This is a genomic window from Streptomyces sp. NBC_01235 (assembly GCF_035989285.1).
In the GTDB taxonomy this organism is placed as follows: domain Bacteria; phylum Actinomycetota; class Actinomycetes; order Streptomycetales; family Streptomycetaceae; genus Streptomyces.
Map to the genome: position 1 here is coordinate 5,720,043 of NZ_CP108513.1, position 23,636 is coordinate 5,743,678.

Below are 23,636 nucleotides of genomic sequence, written 5' to 3' on the forward strand. Positions count from 1 at the left end.
AGTTGCACACGCTGGCTATGCGCAAGCGCCGACTATTTCGATACTGCTCTATCCTGGGGTCAGCCGCTCCGGGACGGAGGAGAACCCATGACTGCTACGGACCCCGCGCTCACTGCCCTCGCCCAGGGCTGGTGCGCTCTCTCCCTACTGCACGGGAGGATCGAGGCCCACATCGAGCGAGCGCTACAGGCCCGGCACGACCTGAGCGTGCGCGAGTACTCCCTGCTCGACGTGCTCAGCCGGCAGCACGACGGCGACGGGGGGCATCTGCAGATGAAGCAGGTGGCCGACGCGGTCGTCCTCAGCCAGAGCGCCACCACCCGACTGGTGACCCGGCTCGAGGACCGCGGCCTGCTCGAGCGCTACCTGTGCCCCACCGACCGCCGCGGCATCTACACCAACGTCACCGAAGCCGGGCTGAAGCTGCTCGCCGAAGCCCGCCCGACCAACGACGCGGCTCTGCGCGAGGCCCTCGACGAAGCCGCCAAGGACCCTGAACTGGCCCCGCTGGTGCGAGTCGTGGAGTCGCTGAAGGCACCCGCCATCGTCTTGGGTACGTAGGGTCGCGGGCATGGGAGATCTTGAAATACGCGCGGCCGTCGCCGGGGACATCCCCGCGATCGTCGGTATGCTCGCGGACGACCCCCTGGGCGCTCAGCGCGAGTCGCCGGACGACCTCAGCCCGTATCTGACCGCGCTGGAACGGCTCACCGCCGACCCCAACCAGCGCCTGGTCGTCGCCGTCCGCGAGGGACGCGTCGTCGGCACCCTCCAGCTGACGATCGTCCCGGGTCTGTCCCGCCGCGGCTCGACCAGGTCGATCATCGAGGCGGTGCGCGTACACGCCGACGAGCGCGGCAGCGGTCTGGGCACGCGGTTCATCGAGTGGGCGGTGGAGGAATCCCGGCGGGAGAACTGCCAGTTGGTACAGCTGACCTCCGACAACACGCGCACCGACGCCCACCGCTTCTACGAGCGGCTGGGCTTCGTGGCCTCGCACGTGGGCTTCAAGATGCAGCTCTGAAGGCACCGCTTCTCGGCGAGAGAAGGTAACCGAGAGAGAAGGTACCGGGACGGAAGCGCCCTGTTTCACGTGAAACAGGGCGCTTCCGTCCCGGCGGGGTGGCTAGCCGATGCCCCGCCATCCCTCCGGGTCGACGCCACCAGGTACAGCAGCCCGCTCGTCGTACGGCTGGCGCGTGAACACGAATGACCCGAGGTCCAGGTGGTCCACGCTCCCGTCCGGCCGCCGTACAGCCCGCAGGAGCTCTCCGGCGTAGTAGCCCTCCAGGCCGGTCCAGGTGCCGTCCCCGTTCGGCCTGAACCGGGAACGTCGGCCGCCGCCGGACAGCGGCCCCAACGAGACGAGACCGTCGGCCGTCACGCGCAGGGCGAAGGGGTTGGTGCCCCAGTACCACTGGCCCGCCCACTCCAGGGTGGAAGGGTCGACCTCTCGCAGCGGACGCCACGGCTCCGGAATCCGCGGCTCGGCCTCGGCGACGATGCGTACGAGATCGGCGGCCACTTGGGATGTCAGAAGGCCGGAGGTGCAGTTGGCGAGCACCACTGCGGCGACGTCGTCCGCCACCCCAATGGCGAGAGTCGCCAGAAAGCCCGGAACCGAGCCGGAGTGGCCCACGAGCAGCCGGCCGTCCCGGTGCTGGATCTGCACTCCGAGACCGTACGTGGCGCCGTCCGCCACATCCGCCAGCCCGGCCGGAGCCGCGGGCGTCCACATCTCGCGCAGGGATTCCGCGCTCAGCACCCGGTCGTCGCCCCGCATCAGGAAGGCGGCGAATCGGGCGAGGTCGCCGGTCGTGGACCAGAGCTGTCCCGCCGGGGACATCCGTCCGAAGTCCTCGGCGGGCTCGGGCAGCAGCACGTCGGCCCAGGGATGCACCGCCCAGCCGCCCGCAGCAGGCGCCTGCGGTCGGACACTCGTACGGCCGAGGCCCAGAGGTTCGATCACTTCACGCCGCAACACCTCTTCCCAGGACGTCCCGCGGAGCTCTTCCACGAGGGCGCCCAGGAGGGTGTAGCCGGGATTCGAGTAGTGGAACCGGCGTCCGGCCTGGTGCGGGACGGCCTGGTCGCCGAGGACGTCGGCGAGTTCGGGCCGCAGCGAGCCCGAGGTCCGTTCCCACCACGGTCCAGGCGCCTCGGCCGGCAACCCGCCGGTATGGGCAAGCAGTTCGGCCACCGTGGCCTCCCCCGCGCCGGTGCCGGGCAGGTGCTTCTCCAGCGGGTCCTCGAGGTCGAGCACCCCTTCGTCGCGCAGCCGCAGCACAAGGACGGCGGTGAAGGTCTTGGTGATGGAGCCGATCCGGTACTGCACGTTCTCGTCCGGCGCGTGTCCGTCGACCGAGGTCCGTGCCCCGTGCCACACAGCCCGCCCGTCCCGCACCACCGCGGCGACCAGCGACGGGGCGCGACCTTCGCTCTGGGCCACGGCGATCCGGTGGAGCAGCGCACGCCGGGTGCCTGAGAGCAGCTCTTCCTGAGGTGTCGTCATGGGCCCAGTCCACCTGTCCGCACGGCCGGCGTCGAGGTCATTTCACCCCCAGGGGGATCAGGTCTGCGCCATGTCCACGAAGCGCGAGTAGTGGCCCTGGAAGGCCACGGTGATCGTGGCCGTCGGGCCGTTACGGTGCTTGCCCACGATGATGTCCGCCTCGCCCGCGCGCGGGGACTCCTTCTCGTACGCGTCCTCACGGTGCAGCAGGATCACCATGTCGGCGTCCTGCTCGATGGAGCCGGACTCACGAAGGTCGGACACCATCGGCTTCTTGTCCGTGCGCTGCTCGGGACCACGGTTGAGCTGCGAGAGCGCGATCACCGGAACCTCCAGCTCCTTGGCCAGCAGCTTGAGGTTACGGGACATGTCCGAAACCTCCTGCTGACGGCTCTCGGACCGCTTGGAACCACCTGCCTGCATCAGCTGCAGATAGTCGATGATCACTAGCTTGATGTCGTTGCGCTGCTTCAGCCGACGGCACTTCGCACGGATCTCCATCATCGACAGGTTCGGAGAGTCGTCGATGTAGAGCGGCGCGGAGGAGACCTCGGGCATCCGGCGCGCCAGGCGGGTCCAGTCCTCGTCCGTCATGGTGCCGGACCGCATGTGGTGCAGGGCGACGCGGGCCTCGGCGGACAGCAGACGCATCGCGATCTCGTTGCGCCCCATTTCCAGGGAGAAGATGACGCTCGGCAGGTTGTGCTTGATCGACGCCGCGCGCGCGAAGTCCAGCGCAAGTGTGGACTTACCCATGGCGGGGCGGGCCGCGATGACGATCATCTGGCCCGGGTGCAGACCGTTGGTGAGCGAGTCGAGGTCCGTGAAGCCGGTGGGCACGCCCGTCATCTCTCCGCTGCGCGAGCCGATGGCCTCGATCTCGTCGAGGGCGCCCTCCATGATGTCGCCGAGCGGGAGGTAGTCCTCGCTGGTGCGCTGCTCGGTGACCGCGTAGATCTCCGCCTGCGCACGGTTGACGATCTCGTCGACGTCGTCGTCGGCCGCGTATCCCATCTGGGTGATACGGGTGCCGGCCTCGACCAGGCGGCGCAGCACCGCGCGCTCGTGGACGATCTCCGCGTAGTACTCGGCGTTTGCGGCCGTCGGCACCGTCTGGACGAGGGTGTGCAGATAGGACGCACCGCCGACCTTGTTGATCTCGCCGCGCTTGGTCAGCTCGGCGGCGATCGTGATCGGGTCGGCCGGTTCGCCCTTGGCGTAGACGTCGAGGATCGCCTGGTAGATCGTCTCGTGCGCGGGCTTGTAGAAGTCGTGGCCCTTGAGAACCTCGACCACGTCGGCGATGGCGTCCTTCGAAAGGAGCATGCCGCCGAGGACGGACTGCTCGGCGTCGAGGTCCTGCGGCGGTACCCGCTCGAAGGCGGTGCCTCCACCCTCCCACTCACCGCTGTCCCGGCCGCGATCGTGTTGTTCGTCGCGGCCGCGCCCCCCGTCACCGCGCCGACGGGAAGAGGGCAGACGATCACTGGGGCCGCTGTCGGCCCACGGGTCGTCCAAGGGCTCGGAAATGCTCAACCGAGCCACCTCCTCCCGTCCGCCGAGCGGACCTCGCCGTGCGTCTTTTCTACGGCACGGCACTGACAATTGAGAGGCCCAACTCCGGTTGTGGCGCGTCGGTTTTGTAAGGGTTTCCTCGACCGACGGACGGAGCGGGCGCCGGACCACGGTAGGCCCGCGGGCACCGTCAGCCAATCTGGTTATCCACAGGCCATGTGGACGACGGCTCCGATGCTGTGGAGAACTCCGCAAAACCTGTGCACGACCCGGTGGACAGTGCTGTGAACAAGCCCTCGACTTTTCCCACCAAGCGCCTCTGACCTGCATGTTCGCCATCCACTGGCTGTGCAGAAGAAAAAGTTGCCCAGTCGGGCCAAGATCCCTTCGAACGGCGCGCGAGAGGACACGCAGCGCGAGGACAGGTAAGGGTCATAACGCAATTGCATCTCTTACCTGTGGACGATTAGATTGGTGGTCATGACACAGGCTCCCGCGCCCCCAAGGGCCACCCGGCGACAGCACGATCGAGAGATCGTCGCACTGGCCGTTCCGGCCTTCGGCGCGCTCGTCGCCGAGCCGCTCTTCGTCATGGCGGACAGCGCGATCGTGGGCCATCTGGGCACCGCCCAACTGGCCGGACTCGGAGTCGCCTCCGCCCTCCTCATGACAGCCGTCAGTGTCTTCGTCTTCCTCGCCTACGCCACCACCGCCGCCGTCGCGCGCCGCGTGGGCGCCGGTGACATCCCGGCCGCCATCCGTCAGGGCATGGACGGCATTTGGCTGGCACTGCTGCTCGGCGCCGCAGTGATCGCGGCCGCCCTGCCCACCGCTCCAGCGCTCGTGGAACTCTTCGGTGCCTCGGACACGGCCGCCCCGTACGCGACCACCTATCTGCGCATCTCGGCACTCGGCATACCGGCCATGCTCGTCGTTCTGGCCGCGACCGGCGTCCTGCGCGGCCTCCAGGACACGAGGACACCGCTCTACGTCGCCGTCGCCGGCTTCGTCACCAACGCCGCCCTGAACGTCGGTCTGGTCTACGGCGCGGACCTCGGCATCGCCGGCTCCGCCTGGGGAACCGTCATCGCGCAGTGCGGCATGGCCATGGTCTACCTCACGGTGGTGGTCCGGGGAGCCCGCCGCCACGGCGCGTCTCTGCGACCCGACGCCGCCGGCATCAGGGCCTCCGCCCAGGCGGGGGTTCCTCTGCTGGTCCGCACGCTCTCTCTACGGGCGATCCTGATGATCGCCACCGCCGTGGCCGCCCGCCTCGGGGACGACGACATCGCGGCACACCAGATCGCCCTGGGCTTGTGGAGCCTGCTCGCCTTCACACTCGACGCCATCGCCATCGCCGGGCAGGCCATCATCGGACGCTATCTCGGCGCCGACGACGCCCAGGGTGCCCGTGACGTCTGCCGCAGGATGGTCGAGTGGGGCATCGCCGTGGGTGTCGTGCTCGGCCTGCTGGTCGTGAGCAGCCGACCGCTCCTCCTTCCGCTTTTCACCAGCGACCCGGCGGTGAAGGACGCCGCGCTGCCGGCCCTTCTCGTGGTGGCACTCTCCCAGCCCGTCTGCGGCATCGTCTTCGTGTTGGACGGTGTGCTGATGGGTGCGGGAGACGGCCCGTATCTCGCCTGGGCGATGGTGCTCACCCTGGCCGTCTTCACTCCAGTGGCCCTGCTGGTGCCGGTCCTCGGTGGCGGTCTCACCGCAGTGTGGGGAGCGATGACAATGATGACGGTCGTCCGGATGCTGACCCTCTGGCTGCGCGCCCGCTCCGGCCGCTGGGTCATCACCGGCGCGACCCGCTGACCGTTTCACGTGAAACGGCGGTCGCGAGAAACCGAGGGCCCACGTGAAACCGACGTTTCACGTGAAACAAGCAAACGCAAGGGGCCGCACCCAGCGGGTGCGGCCCCTTCTCAGCTCTTCAAGCCGAGCGCAGCGATCAGGCCGCGATGACCTCGATGTTGACCTTGGCGGCAACCTCGGGGTGCAGACGCACGGACGTCTCGTGGGCGCCCAGGGTCTTGATCGGCGAGCCGAGCTCGATGCGGCGCTTGTCGACCTCGGGGCCACCGGAAGCCTTGATCGCCGAGGCGATGTCGGCCGGGGTGACGGAACCGAAGAGACGACCGGCGTCGCCGGAGCGGACGGCCAGGCGGACCTTGACGCCCTCGAGCTGGGCCTTCACAGCGTTGGCCTGCTCGATGGTCTGGATCTCGTGGATCTTGCGAGCGCGACGGATCTGCTCGACGTCCTTCTCGCCACCCTTGGTCCAACGGATCGCGAAGTTCCGCGGGATCAGGTAGTTGCGAGCGTAGCCGTCCTTGACGTCGACGACGTCGCCCGCGGCGCCGAGGCCGGAGACCTCGTGAGTGAGGATGATCTTCATGTGTCGGTCACCCTTCCCTTATCGCGCCTGGGCGGTGTACGGCAGCAGCGCCATCTCACGGCTGTTCTTGACGGCCGTGGCGACGTCACGCTGGTGCTGCGTGCAGTTGCCGGTCACGCGGCGGGCACGGATCTTGCCGCGGTCGGAAATGAACTTCCGCAGCATGTTCGTGTCCTTGTAGTCCACGTACGTGACCTTGTCCTTGCAGAAAGCGCAGACCTTCTTCTTAGGCTTGCGCACAGGCGGCTTCGCCATGGTGTTTCTCCTGTGTGATCAAGAAGTTGGGATACAACCCGCCTTCGGCCCGATCGGGCCCGGACATCCGGGCCCGAAGGCCTAGAAGGGGGGTTCGTCCGAGTAGCCGCCGCCGGAGCCGCCGCCGGAGTTTCCACCCCAGCCACCGCCGGCCTGGCCGCCACCGCCGCCCTGCTGGCCACCGGCGGGAGCGCCGGTCGCCCACGGGTCGTCGGCAGGAGCGCCACCGCCGGGCTGGCCGCCGCCGGAGTTTCCACCCCAGCCACCGCCGGCCTGGCCGCCACCGCCGCCGCCGTAACCACCCTGGCCGCCCTGGCCACCGCGGCCGGAGGCCTTGGTGACCTTGGCCGTGGCGCTGCGCAGGCTGGCGCCGACTTCCTCGACGTCCAGCTCGTAGACCGTGCGCTTGACGCCCTCACGGTCCTCGTAGGACCGCTGCTTCAGCCGGCCCTGCACGATGACGCGCATGCCTCGCTGGAGCGACTCCGCGACGTTCTCCGCCGCCTGACGCCAGACCGAGCAGGTCAGGAACAGGCTCTCGCCGTCCTTCCACTCGTTCGTCTGACGGTCGAAGGTGCGGGGAGTGGACGCGACACGGAACTTCGCGACCGCCGCACCGGAGGGGGTGAAGCGCAGCTCGGGGTCGTCGACAAGATTGCCGACGACCGTGATGACGGTCTCGCCTGCCATGGGGGAACCTCTCGGCGGGTTTGCTGCTGGCTGCTTGTGCTGCTACTCAGAATCCCGAGATCAGCTGAGCGTGCGAGCTCAGTGGGTCTCGGGACGGAGGACCTTGGTCCGGAGGACCGACTCGTTCAGGTTCATCTGGCGGTCGAGCTCCTTGACGACCGCAGGCTCGGCCTGCAGGTCGATGACCGAGTAGATGCCCTCGGGCTTCTTCTTGATCTCGTACGAGAGACGACGACGGCCCCAGGTGTCGACCTTCTCCACCTTTCCGTTGCCCTCACGGACGACGGAGAGGAAGTTCTCGATCAGCGGGGAGACAGCGCGCTCCTCGAGATCGGGGTCGAGGATGACCATCACCTCGTAGTGACGCATGTGGAACCCACCTCCTTTGGACTCAGCGGCCACGGTCGATCCGTGGCAGGAGGGTTGTGATGCGTACGCAACGGTATCGGCCGCCACTGACAATCGGGGATCGGCAAGCGACATCCCCGCTCTGATCTGGGCGGACTCCCTGGCTCTGCCGGGGCAGACACCGGTGCAGACGGTACAGACTACCTGCACACACGCTTCCGGTTGAAATCCGGCGTGGGTGACCGTCAATCTGTACACGTCGGGTGTGTATGGCGCTACGATGCGCCGCCTTCCGCAGGAGGTGCCACATGGCACAGGCATTGCGACCCAATACCGCCGGATCTCTCTTCGCCACCGACGGCAAACCCCATCCGCTCCAGGACACCCTGCTCGCGGTGACGCTGGTGCTCGGTGTGACGGCCTTCATCACGTCGTTCTTCCACAGCCTGCATCTGCTCAGCTCCTGGACTGGCCTGGTGGGAATCCTGACCGGCGCGTACGGACAGTGGGTCTCCGAGACCACCCGTGAGCGCTTCGGCCTGATCCTGGGTCTCGGTGCCGCGGCCGTCGGCTTCTTCATCGGCATGGCGCACGGCGGTCTCTTCGGCGGAGTCTGGTGACCCGGTCGACGCCGGTGCCGGCGTCACGGACACCGTCCGCACCAAAAGACACGTAGAACACCTACGAACCCTGACGGAACGCCCCGGCCGCGCACGGGCCGGGGCGAAGGTCCCGTACGCCCAGTCGGGCCGCTCGCGAGGCGCAGTAGGCTTCGGCGCGAGAGCCGGAGCCCCTGTACCCATGGGGACACACCAGCCCGAGGAGCGCCCCGAATGAGCCTGACCCTGAGGACGATCAGCCGCGAGCAGCATCTGGCGTACATCCAGAGCCTGCCCTCGGCTAGCCACATGCAGGTTCCGGCCTGGGCAGATGTCAAGGCCGAGTGGCGTTCGGAGAGCCTCGGCTGGTTCGACGAGCGAACCGGTGAACTGGTCGGCGTCGGTCTCGTCCTCTACCGCCAGCTGCCCAAGATCAAGCGCTACCTCGCCTATTTGCCCGAGGGCCCGGTCATCAACTGGTATGCGCCGAATCTGACCGAGTGGCTGGAACCGATGCTCGCGCACCTCAAGCAGCAGGGCGCCTTCTCGGTGAAGATGGGCCCGCCGGTGATCATCCGCCGCTGGGAGGCCACCTCCATCAAGGCGGGCATCCAGAACCCGGACGTGAAGCGGCTGCGTGACATCGAGGCCGACTTCATCGAACCGCGCGCCTTCGAGGTGGCCGACAAGCTGCGCCGCATGGGCTGGCAGCAGGGCGAGGACGGCGGCGCCGGCTTCGGCGACGTCCAGCCGCGCTACGTCTACCAGGTGCCGCTGGCGAACCGCTCCCTCGAAGAGGTCCACAAGAACTTCAACCAGCTGTGGCGCCGCAACATCAAGAAGGCCGAGAAGGCGGGTGTGGAGGTCGTCCAGGGCGGTTACCACGACCTCGAGGAGTGGCAGCGGCTGTACGAGATCACGGCCGTTCGCGACCACTTCCGGCCGCGTCCGCTGTCGTACTTCCAGCGCATGTGGTCGGCCCTCAACACCGAGGACCCCAACCGCATGCGGCTGTACTTCGCCCGCCACAACGGCGTGAACCTTTCGGCGGCGACGATGCTGATCGTCGGCGGGCACGTCTGGTACTCCTACGGTGCCTCCGACAACATCGGCCGTGAGTTCCGTCCGTCGAACGCCATGCAGTGGCGGATGCTGCGTGACGCCTACGCGCTCGGCGCCACCGTCTACGACCTGCGCGGCATCTCCGACTCGCTGGACGAGACCGACCACCTCTTCGGTCTGATCCAGTTCAAGGTCGGCACAGGCGGACAGGCCGCGGAGTACCTCGGCGAGTGGGACTTCCCGCTGAACAAGCTGCTCCACAAGGCGCTCGACATCTACATGTCGCGCCGCTGACGTCACGTTCAGTGATTCCATACCTCTGACAAACCGCAGCCACGAGAAAGGTCCCAGGTCCGGCCATGGCGCTCACGCTCTACGTCGACACCGCGCGCTGGCGGGCGCACCACAAGCAGGTGCAGGAGCAGTTCCCGGCACTCGTCCCGGTCTGCAAGGGCAACGGCTACGGCTTCGGGCACGAGCGGCTGGCGGAGGAGGCCACCCGGCTGGGCTCGGACATCCTCGCCGTCGGCACGACGTACGAGGCCGCGCGCATCAAGGACTTCTTCGGCGGTGACCTGCTGGTGCTGACGCCCTACCGGCGCGGCGAAGAGCCCGTCCCGCTGCCCGACCGGGTCGTGCGCTCGGTGTCGTCGGTGGACGGCGTGTACGGCCTCGTGGGCGCCCGCGTGGTCATCGAGGTGATGTCGTCCATGAAGCGGCACGGCATCAGCGAGCAGGATCTGCCGCAGCTGCACGCCGCGATCGAGAACGTCCGGCTGGAGGGTTTCGCCATCCACCTGCCGCTGGACCGCACCGACGGCTCCGACGCCGTCGAGGAGGTCATCGGTTGGATGGACCGGCTGCGGGCAGCCCGGCTGCCGCTGCACACCATGTTCGTCAGCCACCTCAAGGCGGACGAACTCGCCCGGTTGCAGCAGCAGTTCCCGCAGACCCGCTTCCGCGCCCGCATCGGCACCCGGCTGTGGCTGGGGGACCACGACGCCACCGAGTACCGCGGGGCCGTCCTGGACGTCACGCAGGTCGCCAAGGGCGACCGCTTCGGCTACCGGCAGCAGAAGGCGGCCTCGGACGGCTTCCTGGTGGTCGTGGCGGGCGGTACGTCGCACGGGGTGGGTCTGGAGGCCCCCAAGGCCCTGCACGGCGTCATGCCGCGCGCCAAGGGCGTCGCCCGCGCCGGCCTCGCCACGGTGAACCGGAACCTCTCGCCGTTCGTCTGGGGCGGCAAGCAGCGCTGGTTCGCCGAACCGCCGCACATGCAGGTGTCCATCCTGTTCGTGCCCTCGGACGCGCCGGAGCCGCATGTCGGCGACGAGTTGGTGGCCCATCTGCGGCACACCACCACGCAGTTCGATCGGCTCGTGGACCGCTGAGCCTCGTGGACAGCTGAACGAACGCGGCAACGGGAAGGGCCGTACACGGAGTCACCGTGTACGGCCCTTCCCTTGTGGCCCTATGGCCCTTACGGCCCACTGTTCGCTCAGAGCGAACCGTCAGTGGCGTCCTGCTTGCCCCAGTCCACCTGCGGCCCGTCGAAGTGGGAGGCGTGCCGGGGCGGATGTGCCGCGGCGCCGAGGACGAAGACGTCCTCCGCCCCGTCGAGCACTCCGCCCGAGGGATCGTCGTCACCGGCTTGCCGCACCACGTCCCGCTCCGGCATCAGGATGTCGCGTACGACCACACCGCACAGGTAGAGCGTCCCCAGAAGGTGCACGCCGATGGCCCAGTGGTAGCCGTCGGTCGGCAGACCCTTGTGGGCGTCTCCGCTCATCGTGTACGCCAGGTACATCCAGATGCCCAGGAAGTAGGCGACTTCGCACGCCTGCCAGATCAGGAAGTCCCGCCACTTCGGCCGGGCCAGCACTGCCAGCGGCACCAGCCACAGGACGTACTGCGGCGAGTAGACCTTGTTGGTGAGGATGAAGGCCGCCACGATCAGGAAGGCCAGCTGGGCGAAGCGGGGACGGCGGGGCGCGGTCAGCGCCAGCGCCGCGATGCCCACGGCGCAGAGCACGACGAGCAGCGTGGCGAGGGTGTTGACGCTGTCGGTGGTGAGGGGATCGCTGGAGTTCTGGGCCAGGATCAGCCAGAAGGAGCCGAAGTCGACGCCCCGCTCCTGGCTGAACCGGTAGAACTTCGACCACCCCTCGAAAGCGAAGAGCATCACCGGCAGGTTCACCACCAGCCAGGCGACGGCCGCACCGCCCAGGGCCTTGCCGAAGTCCCGCCACTTCCCCGCGCGCCAGCACAGCACGAACAGGGGGCCGAGCAGGAAGACGGGATAGAGCTTGGCGGCCGTGGCGAGCCCCAGCAGGACGCCGAAGGCCAGGGACCGGCCCCGTGACCACATGAGCATCGCCGCGGCCGTCAGGGCGACCGCCAGCAGGTCCCAGTTGATGGTCGCGGTCAGCGCGAAGGCGGGCGCCAGGGCGACCAGCAGGCCGTCCCAGGGACGTCGGGCGTGCGTCCGGGCCACGCAGACGGCGATGACGGCCGCGCACGCCATCAGCATCCCGGCGTTGGCCATCCAGTACCACTGCTCCTGGTCCTGGATGCTGCCGCTGCCTGGTGTGAGCCAGGCGGCCACCTCCATGAACACGCCGGTCAGCACCGGGTATTCGAGGTAGTCCATGTCGCCGGGGAGCTTGTCGAAGTACGGCACGAGTCCGTCGGCGAAGCCGCGCCCCTGATAGAGGTGCGGGACGTCCGAGTAGCAGGCGTGCGTGTACTGGGAGGTGGCGCCGAAGAACCAGCCTCCGTTGTAGCAGGGCGCCTTCTGGATCAGTCCTAGGGCGAACATACCGATCGCCACGAGCGCGACGATCCGTACGGGAGTCCACCAGGACGTCCCCAGCAGGGCCCGTCGGCCGAGGGGACCGCCGATGAGCTCACTGCTGGCCGCGGCCACCGGGTCGTCACTGGTCGGCCTTACGGGATCCGGCTCGTGCACGGGCGTCGGCGTCGATTCTGCACTGGGCATGAGCGACATCCTGCCGTACAGACCTAGGAAAACGCCGAGGGCCGCCCCACCTGGTCCGGTGGAGCAGCCCTCGTTTCACGTGAAACATGCGCATGTTTCACGTGAAACACGCAAGCTGGGCAATAGCGCGACTAGCCGGCCGGGCCTCCGAAGATGCCACCGTTGCCGTTGCCTCTGCTGTTGCCGCTCGTCTCCGTGGTGGTCGGTGTCGGGGAGGTGTCGCCCGTTCCACCGGTGTTGCCTCCGCTGGTCGTCCCACCAGTGGTGTCGTTGCAGTTGAAGAAGTTGGAGCAGGTCTCGGTCGCCGAGGGGGAGGGCTCGCCCTGCGTCACACTGGGCGACGGGGAAGGCGACGGCTTCTCCTCCTCGGTCTCGGTGACCGAAGGAGTCGGGGTCGGGGACGGCTCCGCGTTGACGACCTCACCGATGGGCTCCGGCTCGGGGAAGCCCTTTGCCGGCGTGCCCTTCAGCGCCTCGGCCATGTAGTCGTGCCAGATCTGCGCCGGGAACGAGGCGCCGTGGATCTTCTTCTGGCCACCCGTTCCGAACATCTCCAAGAACGTACGGTTCTTCTTCGACTCGTCGTCGTCGTAACGGAACATGGTGACCGCGGTGGACAGTTGCGGGGTGTAGCCCACGAACCAGGCCGACTTGTTGCCGTCGGTGGTACCGGTCTTGCCCGCGACCTCGCGGCCCGGCAGCTGGGCGTTGGTACCGGTGCCTTCCTCGACCACGGTCTTCAGGACGTCCGTGACGTTGTCGGCGACCTTCGAGGTGAAGGCCTGCTTCGTCTCGGTCTCGTGCGTGAAGATCTGGCCCTTCTCGCTCGTGACCTTCTCCACGGAGTACGGGTCACGCTGCTTGCCGCTGGCGGCGAAGGTGGCGTACGCACCCGCCATCCGGATCGCACTCGGGTCGGAGATACCGATCGAGAACGACGGGAAGCCGCTGTTGGTGAGGCTGGACTCCTTCAGGCCCGCGCTGGCGGCGGAATCCTTCACCTTGTCCAGGCCGACGTCCATGCCGAGCTGCACGAAGGCGGAGTTCACCGACTCGCGCATCGCCTCCCGCAGGTCGATCTTGTAGTCGGGCGGACTGCCGACAGAGACGTTGCCGTCATTCGTCTGCAGCCACTCCTCGCCCTTCTCGTTCTTCCAGACCGTGCGGTCATAGTTCTCGATCTTGAGCTTGTTCTTCCCGCTGAACAGACTCTTGGGCGAGACGATGGTGCGTTCGTCCTGGGCCTGTGACGACCCCAGATCCGGGTCGCGCACGCCCCAGGTCATCGCGGCCGCCAGCACGAACGGCTTGAACGTCGAACCGACCTGGGCACCGGTCTGGTCGGCGTTGTCGGTGAAGTGCTTGGTGGCGTCCTCGCCGCCGTAGATGGCCCGGATGGCACCGGTGTCCGGTTCCACGGACGCTCCGCCGAACTGGACGTGGGTGTCCTCCGGCCGCTTCTCCGGCTTGATGTTGGCCTTCTGGACCTTCGTGACCGACTCCTCGAGCTCCTTGACCTTGTTCTTGTCGAAGGTCGTGTAGATCGAGTAGCCGCCCTGCTGCAGCAGGTCCTGGGTGATCCCGGTCGTCTTGCTGTTGGTGACCAGGTAGCCGTTGGCGAGGTCGACGAGGTAGCCGATCTGCCCCTTGAGGTCGGTGTTGGACCGGGGGTTCTGCCACTTGGGGAGCTTTGTGTACTTGGCCCGCACCGAAGCGTCGAGGTGGCCGTACTCGACCATCTTGTCGAGGGTGTCCTGCATCTGCCGCAGGGCCCGCTTGCTGTTGGCGGCAGGCGTGGCACCGGTCGGGTCGACGGAGGTCGCGCCGGCGGGGTCGTAGTACGTGGCGCCCTTCAGCATGGCGGCCAGGAAGGCGCACTCTCCCGGGTTGAGCTTGATCGCGTCCTTGTTGAAGTAGGCGCGGGCGGCGGCCTGGATCCCGTAGGCGTTGCGCCCGTAGTACGCGGAGTTCAGGTAGCCGGCCATGATCTCGTCCTTGTCGACCTCGGCGCCCACCTTTATGGACACGAAGATCTCCTTGAACTTCCGGGAGATCGTCTGCGACTGGTCGTTCAGCATGGCGTTCTTGACGTACTGCTGGGTGATCGTCGAACCACCCTGCGTCTGCCCGCCCCGGGCCATGTTGAACACGGCGCGCGCGATGCCCTTGGGGTCGATGCCGCTGTCGTCGTAGAAGGTCTTGTTCTCCTGCGAGATCACCGCCCAGCGCATCTCCTCCGGGATCTGCGAGAGGTCGATGTTCTGACGGTTCGTCTCACCACCGGTGGCAACCATCTGGCTGCCGTCCTTCCAGTAGTAGACGTTGTTCTGCGCCGTCGCCGTCTTGGCGATGTCCGGGATGCCCACCATGGCGTACCCGATGCCCGCCACGGCCACCAGACTGCCGACGAAGCCGACGAACAGGCCCGCCACGAGCTTCCAGGACGGCATCCAGCGCTGCCAGCCGTACTTGTCGGCGCGCGGGTAGTCGATCAGGCGTTTGCGGTCGGACGCCGCGCGCCCTCTGCCCCGTCCGGGGCCGGTCGGGCCGCCGCGGCGGCCTCCTGCGGGTTCGGCCGCTCTGCGCCGCCCGCCCGAGTTTCTCTGGGGCGCGCGTCGGGCTTCGGTGCGGCTGCCGTTCGGCAGTTCCTCGCCTGCGGACCCGATACCCAACCCGTAGTCGGAAGGAGATCCGGTGGCGCCTCGCGGTGCCGCGCGGCGACCGGAGGACGGACCGGACTGGCCGCGTCGGGCCGCGGCACGTCCGCCTCCCTGCGGCTGCGGCGGTTTGCGACGGTGCTCGCTCATCGAACGATTACTCCTCGGGCAGGCGCATCCGTGCGCGCCTGGAAAGGGCGGCTGGTTTCCTGTCCCCCCGATGTACGGATGCGGTCGGTCGCGCATTCACCCGTACTGCACCGAGGACCTCGACGCCCCCCGGCGTCTCATGGGTCCCGGTGGTGTGCATGGCCCACAGACTACGCACCGTCAAAACCTGTCTAGGACGGAAATTCACCCCAAATCAGGCAAGTCGCCTGCAACGAATCAGTGATGTGATCCCGTTCACCATCCCCCCTCTTGTCCCATCCCGAAGGCCGTTCTATCGTCGTGATGTATCGAGTCGATACATCGGAGCGGCATAAGGACGACAGGAGGCAACGATGAGCCGGCGTGCCGGGATCCTCGAGTTCGCCGTCCTGGGCCTTCTTCGCGAGTCCCCGATGCACGGCTATGAGCTGCGCAAACGACTCAATACGTCACTGGGTGTGTTCCGTGCGTTCAGCTACGGCACGCTCTATCCCTGCCTCAAGACGCTGGTCGCCAATGGCTGGTTGATCGAAGAGCCGGGAAACACCCCCGAGGACGCCCTCGCCGCTCCACTCGCAGGGCGTCGCGCCAAGATCGTCTACCGATTGACGGCGGAAGGTAAGGAGCACTTCGAGGAGCTGCTCTCGCAGACAGGTCCCGACGCGTACGAGGACGAACACTTCGCTGCCCGTTTCGCCTTCTTCGGGCAGACGTCGCGCGATGTTCGCATGCGCGTACTGGAAGGCCGCCGCAGCCGGCTGGAGGAGCGTCTGGAGAAGATGCGCGCCTCCCTGGCACGCACGCGAGAGCGCCTCGACGACTACACCCTCGAGCTCCAGCGCCACGGGATGGAGTCCGTGGAGCGCGAAGTGCGCTGGCTGAACGAGCTCATCGAGAGCGAGCGGGCCGGACGGGACCTGAAGGGTTCCGCGTCCGGGGGGTCCTCTCAGCAGAACACCACATCTGGATCGGCGGGCGGCCTGCCCCGTCCCGGGGACACCCCCGGGACGGATACGCCCGACGAAACCACCACGTGAGCGCCCAGTCAGGGCCTCACTCGCACACACAGGGAGCAACCGGAATGGGTTCGGTTCGCGTAGCCATCGTCGGCGTGGGCAACTGCGCGGCGTCGCTGGTGCAGGGCGTCGAGTACTACAAGGACGCCGACCCGGCGTCAAAGGTCCCGGGCCTGATGCACGTGCAGTTCGGGGGCTACCACGTCGGTGACGTCGAGTTCGTCGCCGCCTTCGACGTCGACGCGAAGAAGGTCGGCCTCGACCTCTCCGACGCCATCGGTGCCAGCGAGAACAACACCATCAAGATCTGCGACGTCCCGAACAAGGGCGTCACGGTCCAGCGCGGTCACACCCTCGACGGCCTCGGCAAGTACTACCGCGAGACCATCGAGGAGTCCGCCGAGACCCCGGTCGACGTGGTCAAGGTCCTCAAGGACAAGCAGGTCGACGTCCTCGTCTGCTACCTGCCCGTCGGTTCCGAGGACGCGGCGAAGTTCTACGCCCAGGCCGCCATCGACGCCAAGGTCGCGTTCGTCAACGCCCTTCCGGTCTTCATCGCCGGCACCAAGGAGTGGGCGGACAAGTTCACCGAGGCGGGCGTCCCGATCGTCGGCGACGACATCAAGTCGCAGGTCGGCGCCACCATCACGCACCGTGTGATGGCGAAGCTGTTCGAGGACCGCGGTGTCCGTCTCGAGCGCACCATGCAGCTCAACGTCGGCGGCAACATGGACTTCAAGAACATGCTGGAGCGCGACCGCCTCGAGTCCAAGAAGATCTCGAAGACGCAGGCCGTCACCTCGCAGATCCCCGACCGCGACATGGGCGCGAAGAACGTCCACATCGGCCCGTCGGACTACGTGGCCTGGCTGGACGACCGCAAGTGGGCGTACGTCCGCCTCGAGGGCCGTGCCTTCGGTGACGTCCCGCTGAACCTGGAGTACAAGCTCGAGGTCTGGGACTCCCCGAACTCCGCCGGCGTCATCATCGACGCCCTGCGCGCCGCGAAGATCGCCAAGGACCGCGGTATCGGCGGCCCGATCCTGTCTGCGTCGAGCTACTTCATGAAGTCCCCGCCGGTCCAGTACTTCGACGACGAGGCCTACGACAACGTCGAGAAGTTCATCCGCGGCGAGGTCGAGCGCTAGCCCGACCCAGCACGGAAAATTCGCTCCTGCCAGGGCTGAGAAGGGTCCCCGGGTCGCATGACCCGGGGACCCTCCCCGTATGTGAGGCTGTGCCTCATGACCGTCGTCCGTGATCTGCGCATCCTGCTGCGCTTCGGGAACTTCCGGCGTCTGCTCGCCGTACGGTTGCTCTCCCAGTGCGCGGACGGCGTCTACCAGGTCGCGCTCGCCACCTACGTGGTGTTCTCCCCGGAGAAACAGACCTCGGCCACCGCGATCGCCTCCGCCATGGCGGTCCTGCTCCTGCCCTACTCCCTGGTCGGCCCCTTCGCCGGCGTCCTGCTGGACCGCTGGCGCCGCCGGCAGGTCCTGCTCTACGGCAACCTGCTGCGCGCCCTGCTGGCCTCCGTGACGGCCGTCCTGATGATCAGTCACGTCCCCGACTGGCTCTTCTACGCCTCCGCGCTGTGCGTCACCGCGGTCAACCGCTTCGTCCTCGCCGGCCTGTCGGCGGCTCTGCCGCGTGTGGTCGACGGCGAGCGCCTGGTGATGGCCAACTCCCTCTCACCGACGGCCGGAACGCTGGCCGCGGTCGCGGGCGGCGGCCTTGCCTTCGTCGTCCGGCTGGTGATCGCGGACTCCGACGCCGCGGTGGTGCTGCTGGGATGCGTGCTGTACCTGTGCTCTGCCCTCGCCTCCCTGACCATAGCCGCGGATGTGCTCGGTCCCGACCGTGATCTGGTCCAGCCCCGGCTGGCGACCGCGCTCAGGGGCACCGCCCGCGGCCTTTCGGCGGGCGTACGTCACCTGGCCGAGCCGAAGCGCAGGGAGGCCGCCTGGGCGCTCGGCGCGATCTCCCTGATGCGGTTCTGCTACGGCGCCCTGACCGTGATGGTGCTGATGCTGTGCCGCTACGCCTGGTCGTCCGATCCGGACGCGGGACTGGCCCTCCTCGGCCTGGCGGTGGGCATCTCCGGCGTCGGCTTCTTCGTCGCCGCGGTGGTGACCCCATCGGCAGCGGGACGACTGGGCCCGGTCCTCTGGATCGTCGTCTGCTCGGCGGTCGCCGCGGTCCTGGAGCTCGCCCTGATGCTCCCGTTCACCCAAGTCACCACGTTCATCGCGGCGTTCGTGCTGGGGCTGGTCACCCAGGGAGCGAAGATCGCCACCGACACCATCGTCCAGTCCTCCGTGGAGGACGGCTACCGCGGCCGGATCTTCTCTCTCTACGACGTGCTGTTCAACGTGGCCTTCGTCGGCGCCGCCGGTGTCGCCGCCCTGATGCTGCCGCCTGACGGCCGTTCAGCAGCGCTGGTGGTCACGGTCGCCGTTATCTACGGAGCAATTGCTGGCACTATGGCCCGCTATGAGCGCCAGTAAGTGTCACATCAATGACACAGACTCCCCCTCGGCTACAAGGTTGTCAGTGGGTCCCGGTAACTTACGTGCGTCTTACCTCGCGCGCTGATTTCGCGCCACACGTCCAAGTTTTCTAGGGGGACCCCCAAGTGTCGACTCCGCCGCCCCAGGGCCAGAACCCGTTCGCGCAGCAGGGCCAGCAGCCCTACGGCCAGCCCCAGGGCCAGGCCCCGTACCCGCCGCAGGGCGGCTACCCCCAGCAGCCCGGCCAGCCCGGCTACCCCACCGCCCCCTACGGCGCGGTGCCGCCGGAGCAGCCCCGCCGCAAGGTCAGCTTCAAGCTGATCAAGAACGTCGTCGTCGTCATCGCCGTCATCGGTGTAGCCATCGGCGCCTACATATCCAGCCAGGACGACGCCAACACGGCGGCGGTCGGCGACTGCATGCACCGGGGCAACAGCGACGACGACAACCCCGACCTCGAGGTCGTCAAGTGCGACTCCTCGCAGGCGCAGTACATCGTGCTGGCGAAGGTCGAGGGCACGTACTCGCAACTCACGGCCGACAGCAAGTGCGAAGAGAAGGCCAAGGACTTCCAGTACTCGTACACCGAGAGCGGTGACGGCAGTAACTTCCTGCTCTGCCTGAAGGACTACGCGAAGAAGTAAGGCAGCTGTGGAGAGGGGCGGTGTTTCACGTGAAACACCGCCCCTTCGCATGTCCGCCTGCCGCGTCGCCGGGGTCATGTTTCACGTGAAACTTGACCCGTTTCACGGCCTCAGCCCTGCTGGGCCCACCACTCCTTGAGGGCCTCCACCGCCGCGTCGTACCCCATCGGACCGTTCTCCAGGCGCAGTTCCAGCAGATGCTTGTACGCCTGGCCGATGGCGGGACCGGGGCCGACACCCAGGATCTCCATGATCTGGTTACCGTCGAGGTCGGGACGGATCGCGTCCAGCTCCTCCTTCTCCTTCAGCTGGGTGATGCGCTCCTCCAGCCCGTCGTACGCCCGCGAGAGAGCGACCGCCTTGCGCTTGTTCCGCGTCGTGCAGTCCGAGCGGGTCAGCTTGTGGAGGCGTTCGAGGAGCGGTCCTCCGTCACGTACGTAACGACGCACAGCGGAGTCCGTCCACTCGCCCGTTCCGTAGCCGTGGAAGCGCAGGTGGAGTTCGACCAGGCGGGAGACATCCTTCACCAGCTCGTTGGAGTACTTCAGAGCCGTCATCCGCTTCTTCGTCATCTTCGCTCCGACCACCTCGTGGTGGTGGAACGAGACACGGCCGTCCTTCTCGAAACGACGGGTCCGCGGCTTGCCGATGTCGTGCAGCAGCGCGGCGAGCCGCAGGGTGAGGTCGGGACCGCTCTCCTCCAGGGCGATGGCCTGCTCCAGGACGATCAGCGTGTGCTCGTAGACGTCCTTGTGCCGGTGGTGCTCGTCGCTCTCCAGCCGCAGGGCGGGCAGCTCGGGCAGCACATGGTCGGCGATGCCGGTGTCGACCAGGAGCGACAACCCCTTGCGCGGGTGCGCGGACAGGATCAGCTTGTTCAGCTCGTCCCGGACCCGCTCGGCCGAGACGATCTCGATGCGACCGGCCATCCCGTTCATCGCCGTGACGACCTCGGGGGCGACCTCGAAGTCGAGCTGGGCGGCGAAGCGGGCCGCGCGCATCATGCGCAGCGGGTCGTCCGAGAAGGACTCCTCGGGCGTACCCGGGGTGCGCAGCACACGCGCCGCGAGGTCCTCGAGTCCACCGTGCGGGTCGATGAACTGCTTCTCGGGAAGCGCCACGGCCATGGCGTTCACGGTGAAGTCACGCCGGACGAGGTCCTGCTCGATGGAGTCGCCGTACGACACCTCGGGCTTGCGGGAAGTGCGGTCGTACGCCTCGGAGCGGTACGTCGTGACCTCGATCTGAAAGGTTCGGTCAGCGTCTCCGACGCGGGCGTCCTTCTGAACGCCGACGGTGCCGAAGGCGATCCCGACCTCCCACACGGCGTCCGCCCACGGCCGCACGATCTTCAGGACGTCCTCGGGGCGGGCGTCCGTCGTGAAGTCCAGGTCGTTGCCGAGCCGGCCGAGCAGCGCGTCCCGGACCGAGCCGCCGACCAGGGCGAGAGAGAACCCGGCTGCCTGGAAGCGGCGGGCGAGGTCGTCGGCGACAGGGGCGACCCGTAGCAGTTCACTCACCGCACGGTGCTGCACCTGGCTCAGGACGCTGAGATTGTCTTCGTTGGCGTTCGGCACAACAGAAGAGGGTACGTGGCCCGACGAGCCGAGGGCGCCCCGTTTTGGAGCGGCAGGACATCTCAGCCGATAGGCGCGCAAGGGTGTTTCTTACCTCTTCCAAAGGCGCTTCTCTTCATACCCACATATAGCGGACGGACCGACGGGCTTCCACGATCTTGCGGAGCAGACCGCGGCACTTCCCCTCAGCGCGCATCGTTACCATGCGTGGACGCACATTCCGACGACCACTGACGACGACGAGGGACGGGCGAACGCGTGGCCGAGGCGGCAGACTTCCCGGGGATGACTCCCTCACCTGCCCGCCGGTGGCTGCGGCGCACCGGCGCACTGCTCGCCGGGGCGCCTCTGCTGGCCGGTCTCCTCCAGCTGCCCGCCGCCCCCGCACAGGCCGTCGGCCAGACCTCCGCCAAGGAGGCCTCCGACACGGGCACGGTTGCCGTCGCCGTCGACTCGCTGACCCCCGGCGCCCCCACCGACGGGGACACCCTGACCGTCTCCGGCACAGTCACCAACAACGGCAAGCGGGCGGTCACCGACGCCCATGTGGGCCTGCGGGTGGGTTCCGCGCTCACCACCCGCTCGGCCATCGACCGTGCCGCCAAGCGGGCGGACGCCATCACCGGCACCGACGGCTCCGAGGTGGGTGGCAAGTACGTCGCCGAGTTCGCCGAGCTCACGCCGGGCGTGGCCAAGCCCTTCAGCATCTCCGTCCCGGTCGACAAGCTCGACCTCGGCGACGACGGGGTCTACCCGATCGGTGTCGCCCTCTCGGGCGAGACGTCCGCGCAGCCGTGGGAGCAGCTGCTGGGCATCCAGCGGACCTTCCTGCCGTGGCAGTCCGACGAGGCGGACACCCGGACCCGGACGACCGTGCTGTGGCCGCTGATGTCCACCGTGCACATGACGGCGGAGACCGGTTCGAACGCACAGCAGACGCCGGTCTTCCTCAACGACGACCTGGCCGCGGAGATCGCTCCCGGTGGCCGCCTCGACCAGCTCCTGACCCTGGGCAGGCAACTCGACGTCACCTGGGTGATCGACCCCGACCTGCTGGCGTCCGTGGACGCCATGACCGGCAGCTACCGGATCCGGGGCGACGGCGACACCACCACGGCCGGCACCCACCAGGCGATCGCCAAGCAGTGGCTCGACGATCTTCAGGACGCGGTGACCGGCAAGGAGGTCGTCGCGCTACCCTTCGCCGATCCCGACCTGGCGGCCCTCGCCCACAACGGCACCGGCGTCGCCGGCTCGCTGAGCCAGCTCAAGGCCGCCACCGACGTCGCCGCCACCACGGTGGAGACGGTGCTGCACGTGACGCCCAACACCGACTTCGCCTGGCCGGTGGACGGCGCCGTCGACCCGTCGATCGTCAAGGTCGCCACCTCCGCAGGCGCCGACAAGGTGATCGCGCGCAGCGACAGCCTGACGGAGAACGGCGATCTCTCCTACACCCCGTCGGCGGCCCGGCCCATCGGCGGCGGCACCACGGCGGTCGTCGCGGACGCGCGGCTGTCGACGGCGTTCCAGGGCGATCTGACGAAGGCCTCCGCGTCCACGCTCGCCGTGCAGGAGTTCCTCGCACAGAGCCTGGAGCTGAACCTGCAGACGGGCAAGCAGCGCAGCGTCGTCGTCGCCCCGCAACGCATGCCGACCGCGAGCCAGGCTCGGTCGCTTGCGGCGGCCGTCACGACGCTCCAGGGCGGAACCTGGTCGCAGTCCCAGCAGCTCGCGGCGAGCGCCAAGGCCAAGCCCGATCCGGAGGCCACCACGAAGGTTTCGTCGAAGTCGGCGTACCCCTCCTCGCCGCGCAGGCAGGAACTGCCCCGGTCGGCCTTCGAGCAGATCGCGGACACACAGGACAAACTCGACAACTTCAAGGTGATCCTCACCAACGACGCCCGGGTGGTGACCCCCTTCGGGCGGGCCATAAACCGTGAGATGTCCACGTCGTGGCGAGGCCGGAGCACCGCCGCCAGCACGTTCCGCCAGGACGTGCAGGGTTACCTCGACAGCCTCACCGGCCAGGTCAAGCTGATCGACAAGTCGGAGACCAAGCTCTCCGGGCGCAGCGCCACGATCCCCGTGACCGTGCAGAACAATCTGGTGCAGGGCGTCGACCACCTGGTGCTGCGGCTCACCTCGACCAACGACACCCGCCTGGAGATCGACGGCGACGTCTACGCGGAGCAGCCCATCGAGGTCTCCGGCGGGCACACCACGACGGTGAAGTTCCCCACGTCCGCCAACGTCAACGGCCAGACGACGGTGATCGCCCAGCTGTACACCGAGGACGGCCAGGAGTACGGCGACGCGGTCACCTTCGACGTGAAGGTCACCGAGATCACGGCCACCGTGATGCTGGTCATCGGCGGCGGCTTCCTGCTGCTCGTGCTGGCCGGCTTCCGCATGTACACCCAGCGCAAGCGTGCCGCGGCCCGGGAGGCCGAGGAGTCCGGCGAGGACGGCGAGAACGGCGAGTCCACCGAGGACGCCGAGGACGGTGCCGCCGAGGCGGGCGAGCCCGCCGACGGCCCGGAGAACCCCGAGCGCCCCGACGACCGTAACCAGGAAGAGTCCGACGCCCGAACCGGGGCAGACGACCCGGAGCAGCCGAGTGACGAGACACCGGACACCGCAGCGGAAAGCGCTGACCCGTCCGCCACGGGTGAGAGAGTGGACCGTTGAGGATGTCGTGG

20 protein-coding genes are annotated in these 23,636 nt (G+C 67.9%); 11 read left to right on the forward strand and 9 right to left on the reverse strand.

Features of this window, described 5'->3' with window-relative positions:
• Nucleotides 1-87 precede the first annotated feature (87 nt).
• Together OG289_RS25485 and OG289_RS25490 are read left to right on the forward strand one after the other, a co-directional pair.
• On the forward strand, nt 88-561 hold the full coding sequence (locus tag OG289_RS25485) for a MarR family winged helix-turn-helix transcriptional regulator (RefSeq protein WP_327316338.1): 474 nt from the start codon (nt 88-90) through the stop codon (nt 559-561).
• Nucleotides 562-571: 10 nt separating this feature from the next.
• Nucleotides 572-1,024, forward strand: coding sequence for a GNAT family N-acetyltransferase (locus tag OG289_RS25490; protein ID WP_327316339.1), 453 nt, complete (start codon nt 572-574; stop codon nt 1,022-1,024).
• A gap of 102 nt (nt 1,025-1,126) precedes the next feature.
• Here OG289_RS25490 and OG289_RS25495 read toward each other — a convergent pair whose 3' ends face one another.
• Together OG289_RS25495 and dnaB are read right to left on the reverse strand one after the other, a co-directional pair.
• Nucleotides 1,127-2,512: a serine hydrolase domain-containing protein gene (locus OG289_RS25495; protein WP_327316340.1), complete on the reverse strand. Its 1,386-nt coding sequence runs from the start codon at nt 2,510-2,512 to the stop codon at nt 1,127-1,129.
• 57 nt (nt 2,513-2,569) lie between these two features.
• Nucleotides 2,570-4,048, reverse strand: coding sequence for a replicative DNA helicase (gene dnaB / locus OG289_RS25500; protein WP_327316341.1), 1,479 nt, complete (start codon nt 4,046-4,048; stop codon nt 2,570-2,572).
• 444 nt (nt 4,049-4,492) lie between these two features.
• Between dnaB and OG289_RS25505 the strand changes: the two genes are divergently transcribed.
• Nucleotides 4,493-5,845: an MATE family efflux transporter gene (locus OG289_RS25505; protein WP_327320800.1), complete on the forward strand. Its 1,353-nt coding sequence runs from the start codon at nt 4,493-4,495 to the stop codon at nt 5,843-5,845.
• Nucleotides 5,846-5,981: 136 nt separating this feature from the next.
• On the opposite strand, the gene rplI is transcribed toward OG289_RS25505, so the two are convergent.
• The 4 genes from rplI to rpsF all read right to left on the reverse strand — a co-directional run bounded on the left by rplI (nt 5,982) and on the right by rpsF (nt 7,742).
• Nucleotides 5,982-6,428: a 50S ribosomal protein L9 gene (gene rplI / locus OG289_RS25510; RefSeq protein WP_079661193.1), complete on the reverse strand. Its 447-nt coding sequence runs from the start codon at nt 6,426-6,428 to the stop codon at nt 5,982-5,984.
• 18 nt (nt 6,429-6,446) lie between these two features.
• On the reverse strand, nt 6,447-6,683 hold the full coding sequence (rpsR, locus tag OG289_RS25515) for a 30S ribosomal protein S18 (RefSeq protein WP_020130672.1): 237 nt from the start codon (nt 6,681-6,683) through the stop codon (nt 6,447-6,449).
• A gap of 81 nt (nt 6,684-6,764) precedes the next feature.
• Nucleotides 6,765-7,373 carry a single-stranded DNA-binding protein gene (locus tag OG289_RS25520; RefSeq protein WP_327316342.1) on the reverse strand — a complete coding sequence of 203 codons (609 nt, stop codon included), beginning with the start codon at nt 7,371-7,373 and terminating at the stop codon, nt 6,765-6,767.
• Nucleotides 7,374-7,451: 78 nt separating this feature from the next.
• Nucleotides 7,452-7,742, reverse strand: a complete 291-nt coding sequence (gene rpsF / locus OG289_RS25525; RefSeq protein ID WP_006604399.1) for a 30S ribosomal protein S6 — start codon at nt 7,740-7,742, stop codon at nt 7,452-7,454.
• A 287-nt stretch (nt 7,743-8,029) separates the two neighbouring features.
• Between rpsF and OG289_RS25530 the strand changes: the two genes are divergently transcribed.
• The 3 genes from OG289_RS25530 (at nt 8,030) to OG289_RS25540 (ending at nt 10,773) form a co-directional block, all read left to right on the forward strand.
• Nucleotides 8,030-8,341: a hypothetical protein gene (locus OG289_RS25530; RefSeq protein WP_327316343.1), complete on the forward strand. Its 312-nt coding sequence runs from the start codon at nt 8,030-8,032 to the stop codon at nt 8,339-8,341.
• A 213-nt stretch (nt 8,342-8,554) separates the two neighbouring features.
• A complete protein-coding gene (gene femX / locus OG289_RS25535) occupies nt 8,555-9,676 on the forward strand; it encodes a peptidoglycan bridge formation glycyltransferase FemX (RefSeq protein WP_079661190.1) in 1,122 nt (373 codons plus the stop codon).
• A gap of 65 nt (nt 9,677-9,741) precedes the next feature.
• Nucleotides 9,742-10,773 (forward strand): alanine racemase, encoded by a 1,032-nt coding sequence (locus OG289_RS25540; RefSeq protein ID WP_327316344.1) that lies wholly within the window; start codon nt 9,742-9,744, stop codon nt 10,771-10,773.
• A 107-nt stretch (nt 10,774-10,880) separates the two neighbouring features.
• Here the strand turns inward: OG289_RS25540 and OG289_RS25545 are convergent, their stop codons facing one another.
• Entirely contained in the window at nt 10,881-12,380 is a 1,500-nt protein-coding gene (locus OG289_RS25545; protein ID WP_327316345.1) for a glycosyltransferase family 87 protein, read from the reverse strand.
• A 131-nt stretch (nt 12,381-12,511) separates the two neighbouring features.
• Nucleotides 12,512-15,187: a transglycosylase domain-containing protein gene (locus OG289_RS25550; protein WP_327316346.1), complete on the reverse strand. Its 2,676-nt coding sequence runs from the start codon at nt 15,185-15,187 to the stop codon at nt 12,512-12,514.
• Nucleotides 15,188-15,540: 353 nt separating this feature from the next.
• On the opposite strand from OG289_RS25550, the gene OG289_RS25555 reads away from it, so the two are divergent.
• From OG289_RS25555 to OG289_RS25570, 4 genes are all read left to right on the forward strand, one after another.
• The gene (locus tag OG289_RS25555; RefSeq protein WP_327316347.1) at nt 15,541-16,224 is read left to right on the forward strand and encodes a PadR family transcriptional regulator; all 684 of its coding nucleotides are present in this window, start codon (nt 15,541-15,543) and stop codon (nt 16,222-16,224) included.
• Nucleotides 16,225-16,268: 44 nt separating this feature from the next.
• Nucleotides 16,269-17,351 (forward strand): inositol-3-phosphate synthase, encoded by a 1,083-nt coding sequence (locus OG289_RS25560; RefSeq protein WP_327316348.1) that lies wholly within the window; start codon nt 16,269-16,271, stop codon nt 17,349-17,351.
• A 96-nt stretch (nt 17,352-17,447) separates the two neighbouring features.
• Nucleotides 17,448-18,710, forward strand: coding sequence for an MFS transporter (locus OG289_RS25565; protein ID WP_327316349.1), 1,263 nt, complete (start codon nt 17,448-17,450; stop codon nt 18,708-18,710).
• Nucleotides 18,711-18,838: 128 nt separating this feature from the next.
• Nucleotides 18,839-19,357, forward strand: a complete 519-nt coding sequence (locus OG289_RS25570) for an LppU/SCO3897 family protein (protein ID WP_327316350.1) — start codon at nt 18,839-18,841, stop codon at nt 19,355-19,357.
• A gap of 110 nt (nt 19,358-19,467) precedes the next feature.
• Here the strand turns inward: OG289_RS25570 and OG289_RS25575 are convergent, their stop codons facing one another.
• Nucleotides 19,468-20,934 (reverse strand): CCA tRNA nucleotidyltransferase, encoded by a 1,467-nt coding sequence (locus tag OG289_RS25575; RefSeq protein ID WP_327316351.1) that lies wholly within the window; start codon nt 20,932-20,934, stop codon nt 19,468-19,470.
• A 258-nt stretch (nt 20,935-21,192) separates the two neighbouring features.
• Between OG289_RS25575 and OG289_RS25580 the strand changes: the two genes are divergently transcribed.
• Entirely contained in the window at nt 21,193-23,625 is a 2,433-nt protein-coding gene (locus tag OG289_RS25580; protein ID WP_327316352.1) for a DUF6049 family protein, read from the forward strand.
• Nucleotides 23,626-23,636: the final 11 nt, after the last annotated feature.

What these genes read in the sequence shown, in the direction of transcription:
- OG289_RS25485 (WP_327316338.1), top strand. Translation starts at nt 88, where the DNA reads ATGACTGCTACGGACCCCGCGCTCACTGCCCTCGCCCAGGGCTGGTGC.
- OG289_RS25490 (WP_327316339.1), top strand. Translation starts at nt 572, where the DNA reads ATGGGAGATCTTGAAATACGCGCGGCCGTCGCCGGGGACATCCCCGCG.
- OG289_RS25495 (WP_327316340.1), bottom strand. Translation starts at nt 2,512, where the DNA reads ATGACGACACCTCAGGAAGAGCTGCTCTCAGGCACCCGGCGTGCGCTG.
- rplI (WP_079661193.1), bottom strand. Translation starts at nt 6,428, where the DNA reads ATGAAGATCATCCTCACTCACGAGGTCTCCGGCCTCGGCGCCGCGGGC.
- rpsR (WP_020130672.1), bottom strand. Translation starts at nt 6,683, where the DNA reads ATGGCGAAGCCGCCTGTGCGCAAGCCTAAGAAGAAGGTCTGCGCTTTC.
- OG289_RS25520 (WP_327316342.1), bottom strand. Translation starts at nt 7,373, where the DNA reads ATGGCAGGCGAGACCGTCATCACGGTCGTCGGCAATCTTGTCGACGAC.
- rpsF (WP_006604399.1), bottom strand. Translation starts at nt 7,742, where the DNA reads ATGCGTCACTACGAGGTGATGGTCATCCTCGACCCCGATCTCGAGGAG.
- OG289_RS25530 (WP_327316343.1), top strand. Translation starts at nt 8,030, where the DNA reads ATGGCACAGGCATTGCGACCCAATACCGCCGGATCTCTCTTCGCCACC.
- femX (WP_079661190.1), top strand. Translation starts at nt 8,555, where the DNA reads ATGAGCCTGACCCTGAGGACGATCAGCCGCGAGCAGCATCTGGCGTAC.
- OG289_RS25540 (WP_327316344.1), top strand. Translation starts at nt 9,742, where the DNA reads ATGGCGCTCACGCTCTACGTCGACACCGCGCGCTGGCGGGCGCACCAC.
- OG289_RS25545 (WP_327316345.1), bottom strand. Translation starts at nt 12,380, where the DNA reads ATGCCCAGTGCAGAATCGACGCCGACGCCCGTGCACGAGCCGGATCCC.
- OG289_RS25550 (WP_327316346.1), bottom strand. Translation starts at nt 15,187, where the DNA reads ATGAGCGAGCACCGTCGCAAACCGCCGCAGCCGCAGGGAGGCGGACGT.
- OG289_RS25555 (WP_327316347.1), top strand. Translation starts at nt 15,541, where the DNA reads ATGAGCCGGCGTGCCGGGATCCTCGAGTTCGCCGTCCTGGGCCTTCTT.
- OG289_RS25560 (WP_327316348.1), top strand. Translation starts at nt 16,269, where the DNA reads ATGGGTTCGGTTCGCGTAGCCATCGTCGGCGTGGGCAACTGCGCGGCG.
- OG289_RS25565 (WP_327316349.1), top strand. Translation starts at nt 17,448, where the DNA reads ATGACCGTCGTCCGTGATCTGCGCATCCTGCTGCGCTTCGGGAACTTC.